Below are 13348 nucleotides of genomic sequence, written 5' to 3'. Positions count from 1 at the left end.
TTTAAATTGTTAAAATGGTATTTCATCGTCGATTAGTTCATCTTTTATATCGTTGTCAAAACTTTCGTGCTTATTTTTTTGTTCTGTTTCATTTTGCTTGTATTCACTTGGCTTGTAATCGGAATTTGGTCGCGAATCCAAGAGAGTAAGAGCGCTATTAAAATTATATAGAACCACCTCTGTTGTGTATCTTTCACTACCGTTTTGGTCAGTCCATTTTCTAGTTCTCAAAGAACCTTCAACATAAACTTTACTGCCTTTGCGTGCAAAATCTTTGACGATTTTTACTAATCCTTCACTAAAAATTACAATATTATGCCATTCTGTCTTTTCAGAGCGCATACCGGAAAGTTTGTCAGTCCAACTTTCAGACGTGGCTATTGAAAAACTTGCCATCTCTTTTCCATTTTGTGTAGTCCTAATTTCAGGATCTTTTCCTAAATTACCAACTAATATGACTTTGTTTATGGTACCACCAGACATAATTATGCTCTAAATAAATCCCTTTATTATCTTATGTGAAAGTACTATTGTCAAATTTAATTAAAAGTGCGCTTGGAGGGATTCGAACCCACGGCCTTTGCCTCCGGAGGGCAACGCTCTATCCAACTGAGCTACAAGCGCATATATAGCTACCCACCCGCGGTATCTATGTTGAGATCCCGCTAACGAGCAGCGGGATGACGGTTTTTCAAATTGTCGGTAAACCTAAGCCACTTTGGCTATATACTAAATTATTTAATAGATAAGCTATCCAAGTCAAATTTTTGTTTTGGATAAAGCGTAAACATAACACTCCCATGTCCAAGATATACATTTTGAGAATCATTCGCATGCTTTTTTATTGCTTTTTGATCTACGGCCCATACAAAAGTCACACAATTTTCAGTGACTGAGTGCACCTTTAAGTCCTTAGTATTTATAAACAGCTTTCCATTTACCCATATTTTCCATGTATCGGAAGAAAGATATAAAATTGAGTCTAAACTCACTACCTTACAGTTGAAATTATCTGATACCTCCTCTTTTGCAGCTCTTGAAGACCGTAAATTGAACTTTTCCATTTCATTGACCATTCTATTAACTGGCTCTTCATCAAAAAAAATGCTTTTTACGTTACTATATTGTGACAAAACGTCAAAGTCACTTTCCACTGCTTCTCTTATTATATCGTCCCGATCTGTATAGCTTAGTTTTTGATTGTTAATAAAGAAACACTCTTTTGCACGCAAATTTGCTATATCAATAAAATCATCGATTTCTTGATTGCCAACTTTAAGAATACTTTCAAAATATCTTTTTTCTATCATCATTCCATACTGAGAATGATGACAAACCATTTCATCATCACCTTGTTTTTCTATATATACGCATAAATTTCCACTATTTAATCCTAATATTTTATGCTCAATAAAATCTTCATTGCCAATATATTGTCGGCAAGAATACTCCTTACAAATTTCTATGCTTTCTATGATATCTTCACAACTGCAATATGCATTAACATTGGAAATGAGTAGCGTAAAAATAAAAAACAGCTTTATGTTCATCACCTTATCTACTTAATATAGTATACCAATCAAAGACTATATTAACTCTCACTATCTCTATCATATTACCATTCAAAATTTGATTCATAGTTGCAGCATCAATATTTCTCTGCTTGTTTAAAATAAGAGATTTGATCATAACATAACCGGGCAGATTTGGAATAGACTGTAGAAATAAAAAAATATGCTTATCGCTGATTGAACTTAAATTTAGGACCACTTCACTTTTTATTACTTTTGTGCGTTCACTTTTGTTGTGGAGCTCAACTTCTTCGGGTATAGAAATTGATATTTCAGGTTCTAATATATAGTACTTTTTATATAACCTGCTAAGCTCGAAATTTAAATTTGCAATGTATCTGCTACTGTGTAAATTTGAAGAAGAAATTTTTTTCCATAAATCTAGGTTTTTATTTAGAACAACTTCCTTTTTTTGAATTCCAGTAATCTGTAAATTAATAGAACGTATTTTATCAATCGCAATTTGGTTTTTATTATAAACCTTTTCGTTATAGATAACAACATATGTTAATAACCCTATTAATCCAACAGATAATAACAAATACGATATAAACTGAATTGTAGCTTTTCTTTTTAATTGAGAGATAGTCATTAATCTACATTGCCTCTCCTATTTCAACATCAATAGATAGATTTTGCCCTTTAGCAGCAGGTAAGTTAGAAATATTAATGTCATAGGTACGAAAATTATCGTTTAAATTTTTTCGTAGTTTCTCGTATTGATAGGAAATATTTTTACCGGATCGAAAATTAAACCTTAAAGTTGTGGTAATATAACTTTTTGCCTCATTATAATTCCATTCAAATGATCGAAGCTCTATACCTGGTACTTTTAACTTTTCTACATACTTAACTTGTGTAAGAGGAGAGTATTCTATTTTTGATAAAATATTATTGATATTAATAAAATCATAAATTTCATCTATTTTTTTTACATTATAGCTTTGGCTAAGTTTTGTTAATTGGTTATTTAAGGTGCTCTGCTTTGCGGATAAATTATCAGCGACACTGAAGTTTGAATACAAATTTAGCAAACAAAGGGCGTTAATTACAACTAAAACCAAAGCGAAGTATAGAAAAATTTGAGGAGAGTTTAAATAAAGATAATTGAATAGATAAAATTCTTTAGTTTCCTTTGTATTAAAAATAGCTGCTAATTTATTCTTAAAGCTGTGAAACAAAATTATGGTATCGCAAAAGTTATCTTTTTCACTTATAGCTAGTTCTGCTCCTAATAGTTTGCCTAACTCATATGGAGTTAATATGTTCACACTGTTCTCTGAAAAATTTATGACTGATAAACTAGCTTTAATATCTTCTGACACTATGATGCAAAGGTCGATAGGGTTATTTTTTTCAAACCCAAACTTAGTTAAGGATCGAATAGTATCTTGCACTTCCTGATATATTCCACCAGCAATAATTCCTGGTAAATTATCATTAGTAAATGGTACTAAACGCGTAAATATCATTTTATTCTCTTTAAGAACCACTTGTCTATAGCCTCCCGTTTTAGTTGCAGCAACTATAATTTTCCAATTATTAGGATCTTTATGTAGAATCTTTTTTGTTATATTACTTATTTCTATAGGAAACATTAATATTCCCTTAAAGTTGGAGCCTATCTCAATAAACACATTCAACCAATATTCTACTAAATGCTTTGCTTTTGATGAAACAAGAAGATAGCACCAGTTTTGATTGAATTTGTTTGGCTTCTCAACCAAAAAAACTGAACTTATGTCATTATTACGAGAAAAATGCTCCATCTTTGTTTTTGCTGATAGATAGGCACTAATCTTGTTTGCCCTTGTAATAAACTGTAGCGAGTAATTTTGATCTGCATGATTAAGCACCAGGTATAAAGGTGCTTTTTTGTCTGATGAAAGACATGAAATTAAATCGGAAACTGCTTTATCGTTTTTGCCCTTAACAAAATACCTTTTATTTAAAGTATTATTTTTAAAATATAGTAACATTATGCCTTCTTCTCCAATAGAAAGCATAAACTTACTTTTGGATTTTGAACTAAACATATTAACAAAGCATATACTTATCTAGAATTAAAAAGGCAATTTATTGAAATTCATTAAACGTTAGAGGGAAATATTGTTATAAATTTTCGCAGCAACATTATTTATATTATAATTTTTTTATAAAATCACTACTAATATTAAGCTATTTAATTAATAAATTAAGAAAACTCATTAATTAGAAATATACACTATCTGCCGATTAACTTTAATTAATAGGAGTTATTAATCTATTTACTATTCTTGTAATATTATTTCTAATGGTAAACATTTCTAGTAATACTGGAACAGTTGTTATTTCAGATACAGAATTTAGTGTAAGTAAACTAACCATTTGCTGAAGAGCGCTCATCTTCTTTGGTATTTGATGATGGAGCAACTAATTTGCTCAAAATCTCATCTTTTGGTCCCATAGCGTAAATGATACCATCTGACATGAGGATCACCTTATCAACTACGGACAATAACGGTAGCTTGTGAGTGATGATAACAGTAGTAGTATTTTGCTTTCTTGCAATGCCAATTGCATTAATTAAGCATGCCTCTCCATTGCTATCTAAGTTAGCGTTTGGTTCATCAAGTACTAAAAGTTTTGTGTGACCATAAAAAGCTCTGGCAAGTCCAAGAAGCTGTTTTTGGCCGCCAGAGAGCGTTACTCCTCCAGGACCTCCTATTGTTGTATCATATCCATTTGGTAAGCTTAGTATTAGTTCATGTATTCCTGCAATTTTTGCTGCTTTGATTATTTCTTCAGGATTTGGATCTGGTCTCATGCGAGCAATATTAGCTTTGACACTAGTGTTAAATAACTCAATATCTTGAGGTAAGTAGCCAACATAATTACCAAAATTTTCTCGATTCCAAGTATATACATCAGCGCCATCTAGTCTGACTACACCAGATATTGGCTTCCATACACCAACAGTTAATTTTGCGATAGTGGATTTACCAGAAGCACTTGCACCAATCACACCTACTACGTCCCCTGGTTCTATAATAAATGATATTCCTTTTACTGTTGGCTTATTGCTTCTATAAGGAGTAAAAAATACTCTATCAAATTCCAATTTTCCTTCAGGTTCTGGTAGAGCCATCGTTTGCTCTCTTTTTGGCGATGTTAATATAAGTCTTTGTAGCCTTCCATATGACATTCTAGCCTGATTTAAAAACTTCCAAGTATGAACCGCAGCGTCAAATGGTGCTAATACTCTACCCATTAAAATTGAAGCAGCGATGATGCTACCAGCAGTTTTATGAGCTGTAATTGCAAGTAATGCACCTGTTCCAATTACTGATATTTGCAGAGTTGAGCGCAAAAACTTAGTGATTCCAGTAATTACATTAGAGCGATTTTGTGCTTTAATTTGCATTGCTCGATTCTGATCATTTCGTTTACACCAATCAGAGACTATGAATTCTGACATGCCCATAGCTTCAACTACTTCTGCATTTCTTGTTGCAACATCTATAGCATTGATATTCCGTATAGTTTCTTCGTTGGTTTCTTGTAATATTCGTTTAGTGGCAAGTTCATTCCATATTGCCATAGAGACTAATATAATGATTCCAGCAATAGCTATAAACCCCGTGGAGGTGTGTATCATGAAAATCACAACAAGGTAAATTAACGACCATGGAGTATCAAACAGTGAGAATATACCATTTCCTGTAATGAAATTTTTTATTACCCCGAGATCTCGTATTGCTTCACCACTTGAAGTTGAGCTCTGCACTGACGTTAGCCTGATTGACCTTACTATCAGATCTGGTGTTGCAGTTTTATCGATCCAATCACCTATTTTTGCCATGGCTAAATATCGACAAGTTTCAAGCATTGCAGAACATGCAAATGCAGATAAAGTGATAATTGTCAGCATAGTTAGTGTTGATACACTTTCGCTTGATATCACCCGATCAAGCACTTGAGAGGTATAAAGTGGTAGAAATAACATTAATAAATTGATTCCCGCACTAAACCAAAAGATAAACCAAAATGCACTTTTGCATTTTTCTAGGCAAATATATAGAGTACTTTGCTTCAATTCTTTTTTTATTGATGGCGTAATTTCCACAATCTTCCTCTTAATTTAATTACATGCACCATATACAATTTTTATTACAAAAATATTAATAACGGCAGTTAGCTTACTTTAAGTGAATAAAATATTAATATATGTAAATAGGAAATATAAACAATGGTAAAAAGAAGTATAGTTAATATTTCCTTCATTGCCTATAGCTAAGGTTTTCCCTACGTCATACCGCGATTCATTCGCGGTATCTCGGCATAGATTCCGCTAACGAGTAGCGGAATGACGAATTTGTCGTTTTTCAAATCGTCGGTAAACCTAAGTCACTTTAGCTATAATTCAGAATTGAGAGCTTTTAATAACTCTCCAACTCCCACTTAGGTCTTGGTGCAAAATTAAGTGGATCTATATAATTCTTCTGTAACCTTTCAATTCCTGCCCATCCAACCATTACTGCATTGTCTGTACATAGATTATTAGGGGGGAAAAATATGTTTAAGTTTATGTGTTCTTTCAGTTTTTCTCTCAAAAAATTATTTGCTGCAACTCCGCCAGTAATCACAAAGTCATTGATTTTGATATTTAAAGATTCGGCCATAATAATCGCATTACTAACCCTGTCCAGCAGTATGTCACTAATACACTCTTGAAACGAAGCACACACATCACACACATCTTGCTCGCTCATTTCGAGTTTCTGCACTAAGTTTTTTACTGCTGTCTTGATTCCAGAAAACGAAAAGTTACATCCAGAACGTTTTATCATCGCCCTTGGCAGTTTAAATCTTGCACCATTGCCTTTTTTAGCTAACTTTTCAATTAATGGCCCTCCGGGATAGCTTAAACCCAGCATCTTAGCAACTTTATCAAATGCTTCTCCTAACGAGTCATCAAGTGTCTCCCCGAGTTTAATATATTTACCTACATCCTGTGCAATTAAAAATTGACAGTGACCACCTGATATTAGTAGGACTAAAAATGGAAATTTTACCTCATGCAGTAACCTAATAACTAATGCATGCGCTTCTAAGTGATTAACTGCAATAAAAGGTTTTTGTGCTACATGTGCAATTGCTTTAGCCATCATTGTACCAACTATTAATCCACCTATGAGTCCTGGTCCTGATGTTGCTGCAATTGCATCAAGATCGCAAAAGTTAAGGTTAGATTTTTCCACGGCGCTTTTTATTAGACCACTTAAATGCTCCATATGAGCACGTGACGCTATTTCAGGGATCACCCCACCGCGTTTTTTGTGTTCTGCTTGGGAGAGAATTTCGTGAGCAAGGACTTGCTTGTCACTATTTACAATCGCTACTGCAGTTTCATCGCAGCTTGTTTCAACAGCTAAAATGGTTTTCATGTATATTCGAGCACTTTATTATAAAAACTATACCTTGAAACGCTGTAGAAGTTAACTGCAAAGTTAACTTCTATAGCTAAAAGATTTACCGACAACCGTCATTCCGCTGCTTGTTAGCTGATGAGATACCGCGAATGAATCTACAATCGTATGAACATTGCGCTATTGAGATGGAGCACTTTCTTGTTATTCCAGGTCTCCTCTCTCGTCATCCCAGTGCGTGACACTGGGATCTCACTTAGTAATTTCGTAATATAAATCATACCAATTTGGGTTTTTTCTTGCAACTAAATTGATTTTCCATTCCCTTCTCCAACTTTTTAGAAGTTTTTCTCTATCAAGAGCCGAATCTACGTCTTGAAATTCTTCAAAATAAACTAATTTTTGTACATTATATTTCGACGTAAAACCGGGAATAACCTTGTTCTTATGCTCCCAAATTCGTTTAATTAAATTCGACGTAACACCTATACATAGAGCCTTATTGTGTCTACTTGCAAGTATATAAATATAATAGTTTTTCATAAAATTTAGATCCCAGTGTCACGCACTGGGATGACAGGAAGAGGAGACTGAGATGACAAATGTGAGTGCTGATGTAACAAATGTAAATGCTTGAATGACATCAATAATTATATACATTTTATCACTAAACTAGACGTTCGTACAGTCGTGGAGTGAATTGCGGTATGACGTAGGAAAACCTGCACTATAAGCTAATCATCATCTCCAAATATGGAGCTAATTTTTTTGCCCCCAGGAGAAAATTTATTAGTCCAACTGCTTTGCACTTTGGTTACGTCTTTAGTGGCGGTTTTATTGCTGTATTCCTTGATTTCCTTATCTATTCTATCCATCATTTGTGGATCCAGGCAGCTCTTTTTCCATTGATCAGTAGCAAGGAACACTTTGTTTAAATCTTGAGTGCGAATTAAGTATTCTTTATCCTTAGGATAAACCTCTTGTGCCCAAGCAAATAGCTCAAAATAGCGTGCAAACAATTCAGATGCGCGTGACTTTGCAGTTTGATAAGCTTGTATCTCCTTAAATATAACTTGGCTAATAATTTTCTGCACAAGAACATTTGCTTGCCTTAAATTCTGCTCAATATCCTGGTAAACCTTATGGAGAAATTCCTGCTCTAGGCTCAAGTTAAGCTCATTTTCAACCATATGTGAAAGTTCATGCACTATAATGTATGGATTTGACCTTCTCAGCACAATAACATACCTATTTACACCGGAAGACCTGATTGTCTTACACACCCCTTCTTCCATATCCACTAATCCCTCTTGGTATATTTCAAACGAAAGCTTATTTTGCTTTATTAGTGATAAAGTGAGGTTTAATGTGTTTCTAAACTTCTCAAATTGATAGAGATACTCAATATATCGTATTGCATTTTCACTGCTTCCTACTTTAGTCGCTTGTTTGATTAAATTCCTGATTAGCATGCCTTATTATTAAAGGAATTTTTTTTTATACTCAAGAGCTATAAAGTGTTTTTTAGGAAATCTCATTGCATAGCTAAAGTAATTCAGGTTTACTGACAACCGTCATCCCGCTACGTGTTAGCGGGATGACGAGATGCCACCGCGAACCGTCATACCGTCACGGAATAATTAACCGTCATACCGCGATTCATTCGCGGTATCTCTTATACCAAATCTCATAAATAAGTAGGCAAATAACTCACAGAACAAATGGTTTTGATCGAACTTTCCGTAATATTACGAATGAATGCACATACAGTATCCTCCAATAAACTAACAGAGTCATATATTCTATTTTTAATGAGATTGTCTTTCAAATATTGCCATAAACGCTCTACTGGATTTAACTCTGGTGAATATGGAGGTAAATAGATTAAGGTAATATTTTGTGGTATTTTTAAACCTTTGGATCTATGCCATCCTGCACAATCCACAACAAGAAATGCCTCCCTTGTTCCTAAATATTGTGACATCTGCTCAAGGAATATATTCATACAATCAGTATTGACGTTTGGTACGAATAAGCTAGAACTCTCTCCATTTCTAGGATTAACTGCACTATAGAGATAAAAGTTTTGCCTACCTAATTTTACCTTAACCTGTGTCCTAATGCCTTTTTTAAACCACCCGTGTCCAATCTTTGAATGTGTGCCAAACCGCGACTCATCGAAGAAAAATAGCTCTTTTTCGGGATACGTGACAATAGTTTCATTAAGATTTTTTTTTAAACTCTTCTTGTTTATTTTTATCCTGTTTATTGTGCACAGGCCTTGGAGTAATATACGAAAAACCTAACTTTTGCATCAGTCTATGTGCTGTAGACTTACTTACCTCAATAGAAAACATTTTCTCAATTATGATTTTTAATTTCTTAGCCGTTAGGTTGGCTCCTTCTTCTGCTATGACATTTTTAATTTCTTCTTGCTGCTTGTAGCTCAACTTCGGCTTTACTCCACGTCCTGGTTGTATTTTAAACGCATTGACTCCTCCTTCCTTAAATCTTGTAATCCACTTCATCAATGTAGTTCTAGTAATTCGGTATATTTGAGCAACTTTTGTTATTCCATATTCTTTTGCAGATATTATTGCCTGTAATCTTCTTCCTATCTCTCCTCTTATGCCGTGCTTCTTTAATTCCAGGTTACACTTATTATATAATTCTTCTCCTATTGCTTTACTTTTTCCTGCCATAACTCCCCACTAATTCTTAAATTATTCTATTTTAGAAATTTTTCTTTATTCGTCTATTTATTTTTAGGAATTGGTATTAGCATAGATCCCGCTAACACGTAGCGGGATGACGATTGTCGATGAACCTAAGTTACTTTAGCTATAAACATTAAGAAATTTACTAAACGAAGAAAAAAGGCAAAAGAAGCCCCGTGGTTGGCTAATTACTTACATTATACTTTCAAGTATGGCATTTTTTTATTCTAAACGTTTAATAACCGCGATTCAGTTGCTTTTAAGCCGCAACTAATCTAAATTATAAGCATTAAGAAATTTACTAAGCAGAAAAAAAGGCAAAAGAAACCCCGCGTTAGCTAGTTGTCACTCTCTAATCCTGCAAATTGGCGTTCTCTACTGTCTTAAACGCTTTGTAAGCGCGTTTCGGCTTATATAGCTAGAAATGTTGTGAAGACATAAGGTGCACATAGTGCGAAAAATTAAAAATAAGACGCCAAGTACGTTGTTTTTTTTGCTGTTTAATCTGCACAGATGAAGATAACTGAATACCTTCAGTACCATGATAAGAGGGCTGGCGGAGTTTGTCAAGGAAGTTTTTGTAGCTCTCATGGTTTTTGCGTCACACGCTGCCATGTGGTATACAAATTTCCTTCGAATTACAACGTACGTGCACTCTATATGCACTTAATACTCTCTTATCAAAATCTCAAGAATCTGCACTATATTTAATGCTGCGCCTTTGCGCAGATTATCAGCCACTATCCACATATTTAATCCGTGTTCAACAGTATTGTCTCTTCTAATACGCGATACATATACAGCATTCTCCTGTACAACATCAATTTGAGTGATGTATTCACCGTCTTCACGCCTGTTGTACACTAAAACTCCACTATCTTCGGCTTCACTTAGCACTTCACGAGCTTGTTCTTCAGTGATATGTTGATCAAATTCTACATTTACTGCCATAGCGTGACCGATAAAGACGGGTACTCTTACACAAGTTGCAGTAACTTTTATATCTTCCTCTAAAATTTTTTTTGTCTCCTCTTGCATTTTCCATTCCTCTTCTGTAGAACCATTCTCCATGAATTTCCCTACATGGGGAATGCAATTAAACGCTATTTGCTTGGGGAATATCTCGGGCTTTTTAGTCTCATTCATGAAGATTTTTTTTGTCTGGTCATAGAGCTCATCCATTGCTGCTTTGCCTGCGCCAGAAGTTGATTGATAAGTTGAAGCAACGATTCTCTTTATTTTTGCTTTCTGGTGTAATAGATGTAGTACTAGCAGCATCTGTATTGTAGTACAGTTTGGGTTGGATATTATGTTGTGGTTTTTATATTCCATAATTTTTTCTTTATTAATCTCCGGAATAATGAGTGGCACACCTTCTTTCATTCTAAAATGGGAAGTGTTATCTATTACGATGCACCCAGCCTCAATTGCAGTCGGTACGTGTTTCTCAGAAACATGAGATCCAGCACAGAAAATGGCTACATTAGTTCCAACGAAGTCATAATCCTCAAGGCACAAGACAGTTAATTCTTCATTACCAAAATTCACCTTCTTCCCTTCTGATTTTTTCGACGCAAGTGCAATAACAGAATCTATTGCCTCATCTTGAAACTCAGCAAGCGTGCTTAATACCTCACGCCCTACTCTTCCGGTTGCTCCAATAACAGCAATTTTGTATCCCATATAGATGAACCTCTAACTTTAAAGTTCTATTATATTTTTACTGACAAAATTTACAATTGTTTTAATATTTTTACCTTGCAATTAATTGTAATTTAGCTATTATTATGCAATATTAGTAATATTACATAATAAAGTGAAAGATGAATAAAGAATACAATGAAACTAAGGTTAAACCTGCAATGTCTACACCTCAAGAGCCTGAAAGAACCAATGGATTAAAGGCTCAAAATGTTCTTTCGAAAAAAAGAAAGCCTGCAATAAATTTTGATGATAAAAAATATGGTGTAAGAAACCTTAAAATAGACCAACAGTTCCTAAATAAAAGACAAGAATCTTCAAAGCTAAGAGATTTCTTAAGATCAATACCAATAATAGGGAGATTTTTAGCAAGGATTTTCACACCTGAAAAAATAGAAATCATCAGTAACCCTATATATGACAACATGGAAGCATATGAAAAATCGCAAGCAGGTCACTCCAGTAAGATAAAAGATGAGACTAGTGTAGATGATGAACACGCAAAAGTAGATAGTAAACTTAAGAAGGGTAATGTTGAACAAGTGGACAATAAGAAAAGTCGTTAAACTCTATTTTATTGTGCAGGAGCTCTGCAGTACCAAAATAAATAAATGGGTATGCCACTTGCGGTGAATAAGCTTGCGATCAGCAAGGTATTCACAGAAGTTTCAAATATTACCCAGCAGCAAAAGGTTGTTGCTATACTGCCAATTAAAAATTTGTAATAGTTTTTCTCCTTTATAATAACCTTGAGAAAAGCAAGACTGCATGCAAGGTAAACAAATAAAAATGAAACTACAGAAAAGTCGATAATTGATGTGATCTGTTTAGCAAAATTGTTGCTTGAAGTGAGAATTAGTAGAACTGAAGTGCCAACGGAGCTGATTGTTATGCCCCAGAAAGGAGAACCGTGCTTGTTTCTTTTAGCAAAGAACTGTGGCATCAGTTTATCTTCTGCAAGGCCAAGGGCCACTTGTCCACTAGCTAGTACCCAAGCATTTAAACTGCCAACACAAACAATAAAAGCAACAATAGAAATGATCAAATGCCAATTACCAGGAAACATAATTTTTATTGCGTCAACATACGGCGCTTTTGAATTAACTAGATCATTGCCGTTTATCAATCCCATGATTGCAAGGCTATTAATGAAATATATAACTGCAACAGAGATTGTGCCAAGCACTATGGCTCTTGGTATAGTCTTGGCTGGATCGTTGACTGATCCTGCAGGTGCTGTTGCTGATTCAAGTCCAATAAAACACCATAGAGTGAGTAGTGTAGAGCGAGCAAGGACTTGAGACATCGTGAGGCTTGATATTTCCTCACTTATGATAAAATTATTCCTATCAAAGAAAAACAACGCCGTTACTGGTATAGCAAGCAGTGCGGTAATTTTGACAGTCATCAATAAAAGCTCAACACATCCAGCAGCAGTGACACCTCTTAAATTTATTAGTGTAATGATCGTAAATAATAGTATTTCTAAAAATAAGCGTATATTTTGAATATCTCCATGAAAGAGTGGAGTGAGATAGCCAATACTTGCAACGATCACTGCTGTCGTGCTAACCCATGAAATCACCCAATACGTCCAACCAACAAAGAAAGCTGCAGCAGGGCCAAAAGCATGCTTTACATAAACGTGAGGGCCACCGGTTTCTGGAAATTTTGCGCAGAGTAAGGCAAAAACCAAAGCAAGAGATATAGCACCAAGCCCTGATATCACCCAGCTTATAAGGCTATACATGCCATATGGAGCAAGGCTAATTGGAAGCATAAAAATTCCAGAGCCAATTTGGCTGCTAATCACTAAGGCAAAAATAGCCCAAAAACCTATTTTATTTGACACAATAATTTTTATCTAAATAGACTAACGATATAACTGAAGCTCAGAAATTTCAATCGATCTTTATAAAAACTTGCATTTTTCTCAATTTATTTCTAAAAT

Annotated in this window: 12 protein-coding genes and 1 tRNA gene; 1 reads left to right on the top strand and 12 read right to left on the bottom strand. The window is 34.5% G+C overall.

What is annotated here, in order from left to right:
* Nucleotides 1-9 precede the first annotated feature (9 nt).
* From ssb to AAGD99_RS05580, 11 genes are all read right to left on the bottom strand, one after another.
* Nucleotides 10-483: a single-stranded DNA-binding protein gene (ssb, locus tag AAGD99_RS05630; protein WP_096616007.1), complete on the bottom strand. Its 474-nt coding sequence runs from the start codon at nt 481-483 to the stop codon at nt 10-12.
* A 67-nt stretch (nt 484-550) separates the two neighbouring features.
* A tRNA-Arg gene (locus AAGD99_RS05625) sits at nt 551-624 on the bottom strand.
* A 110-nt stretch (nt 625-734) separates the two neighbouring features.
* Nucleotides 735-1550 (bottom strand): hypothetical protein, encoded by an 816-nt coding sequence (locus tag AAGD99_RS05620; RefSeq protein ID WP_253309204.1) that lies wholly within the window; start codon nt 1548-1550, stop codon nt 735-737.
* Between the two features lie 4 nt (nt 1551-1554).
* The gene (locus AAGD99_RS05615) at nt 1555-2163 is read right to left on the bottom strand and encodes a hypothetical protein (RefSeq protein ID WP_182184030.1); all 609 of its coding nucleotides are present in this window, start codon (nt 2161-2163) and stop codon (nt 1555-1557) included.
* A gap of 4 nt (nt 2164-2167) precedes the next feature.
* Nucleotides 2168-3607 (bottom strand): hypothetical protein, encoded by a 1440-nt coding sequence (locus AAGD99_RS05610; protein WP_253309206.1) that lies wholly within the window; start codon nt 3605-3607, stop codon nt 2168-2170.
* 323 nt (nt 3608-3930) lie between these two features.
* The gene (locus AAGD99_RS05605) at nt 3931-5676 is read right to left on the bottom strand and encodes a type I secretion system permease/ATPase (protein ID WP_341822839.1); all 1746 of its coding nucleotides are present in this window, start codon (nt 5674-5676) and stop codon (nt 3931-3933) included.
* Between the two features lie 313 nt (nt 5677-5989).
* Nucleotides 5990-6997, bottom strand: a complete 1008-nt coding sequence (gene tsaD, locus AAGD99_RS05600; RefSeq protein ID WP_264731506.1) for a tRNA (adenosine(37)-N6)-threonylcarbamoyltransferase complex transferase subunit TsaD — start codon at nt 6995-6997, stop codon at nt 5990-5992.
* 234 nt (nt 6998-7231) lie between these two features.
* Entirely contained in the window at nt 7232-7522 is a 291-nt protein-coding gene (locus AAGD99_RS05595) for a GIY-YIG nuclease family protein (RefSeq protein WP_253309210.1), read from the bottom strand.
* A 191-nt stretch (nt 7523-7713) separates the two neighbouring features.
* Nucleotides 7714-8451 carry a hypothetical protein gene (locus AAGD99_RS05590; RefSeq protein WP_264735927.1) on the bottom strand — a complete coding sequence of 246 codons (738 nt, stop codon included), beginning with the start codon at nt 8449-8451 and terminating at the stop codon, nt 7714-7716.
* 215 nt (nt 8452-8666) lie between these two features.
* Nucleotides 8667-9681 (bottom strand): IS630 family transposase gene (locus AAGD99_RS05585; protein ID WP_341822214.1). Its coding sequence is split into 2 segments (ribosomal slippage): nt 8667-9215 and nt 9217-9681, totalling 1014 coding nucleotides; the frame shifts between segments, so codons are not numbered across the junction.
* A 681-nt stretch (nt 9682-10362) separates the two neighbouring features.
* Nucleotides 10363-11379: an aspartate-semialdehyde dehydrogenase gene (locus AAGD99_RS05580; RefSeq protein WP_341822838.1), complete on the bottom strand. Its 1017-nt coding sequence runs from the start codon at nt 11377-11379 to the stop codon at nt 10363-10365.
* Nucleotides 11380-11519: 140 nt separating this feature from the next.
* On the opposite strand from AAGD99_RS05580, the gene AAGD99_RS05575 reads away from it, so the two are divergent.
* Entirely contained in the window at nt 11520-11963 is a 444-nt protein-coding gene (locus AAGD99_RS05575; RefSeq protein ID WP_341822837.1) for a hypothetical protein, read from the top strand.
* An 8-nt stretch (nt 11964-11971) separates the two neighbouring features.
* Here AAGD99_RS05575 and AAGD99_RS05570 read toward each other — a convergent pair whose 3' ends face one another.
* Nucleotides 11972-13249, bottom strand: a complete 1278-nt coding sequence (locus AAGD99_RS05570; RefSeq protein ID WP_341822836.1) for an APC family permease — start codon at nt 13247-13249, stop codon at nt 11972-11974.
* Nucleotides 13250-13348 lie beyond the last annotated feature (99 nt).

Source organism: Wolbachia endosymbiont (group A) of Clivina fossor (genome assembly GCF_964026865.1).
Classification (GTDB): domain Bacteria; phylum Pseudomonadota; class Alphaproteobacteria; order Rickettsiales; family Anaplasmataceae; genus Wolbachia.
Note: the sequence above shows the minus strand (reverse complement) of the source record. Positions and strands in the feature narration are given on the sequence as shown.

Excerpts from the sequence above, each read along its gene's own strand:
- AAGD99_RS05620 (WP_253309204.1), bottom strand. The coding sequence starts at position 1,550 with ATGAACATAAAGCTGTTTTTTATTTTTACGCTACTCATTTCCAATGTT.
- AAGD99_RS05615 (WP_182184030.1), bottom strand. The coding sequence starts at position 2,163 with ATGACTATCTCTCAATTAAAAAGAAAAGCTACAATTCAGTTTATATCG.
- AAGD99_RS05610 (WP_253309206.1), bottom strand. The coding sequence starts at position 3,607 with ATGTTTAGTTCAAAATCCAAAAGTAAGTTTATGCTTTCTATTGGAGAA.
- tsaD (WP_264731506.1), bottom strand. The coding sequence starts at position 6,997 with ATGAAAACCATTTTAGCTGTTGAAACAAGCTGCGATGAAACTGCAGTA.
- AAGD99_RS05595 (WP_253309210.1), bottom strand. The coding sequence starts at position 7,522 with ATGAAAAACTATTATATTTATATACTTGCAAGTAGACACAATAAGGCT.
- AAGD99_RS05575 (WP_341822837.1), top strand. The coding sequence starts at position 11,520 with ATGAATAAAGAATACAATGAAACTAAGGTTAAACCTGCAATGTCTACA.
- AAGD99_RS05580 (WP_341822838.1), bottom strand. The coding sequence starts at position 11,379 with ATGGGATACAAAATTGCTGTTATTGGAGCAACCGGAAGAGTAGGGCGT.
- AAGD99_RS05590 (WP_264735927.1), bottom strand. The coding sequence starts at position 8,451 with ATGCTAATCAGGAATTTAATCAAACAAGCGACTAAAGTAGGAAGCAGT.
- ssb (WP_096616007.1), bottom strand. The coding sequence starts at position 483 with ATGTCTGGTGGTACCATAAACAAAGTCATATTAGTTGGTAATTTAGGA.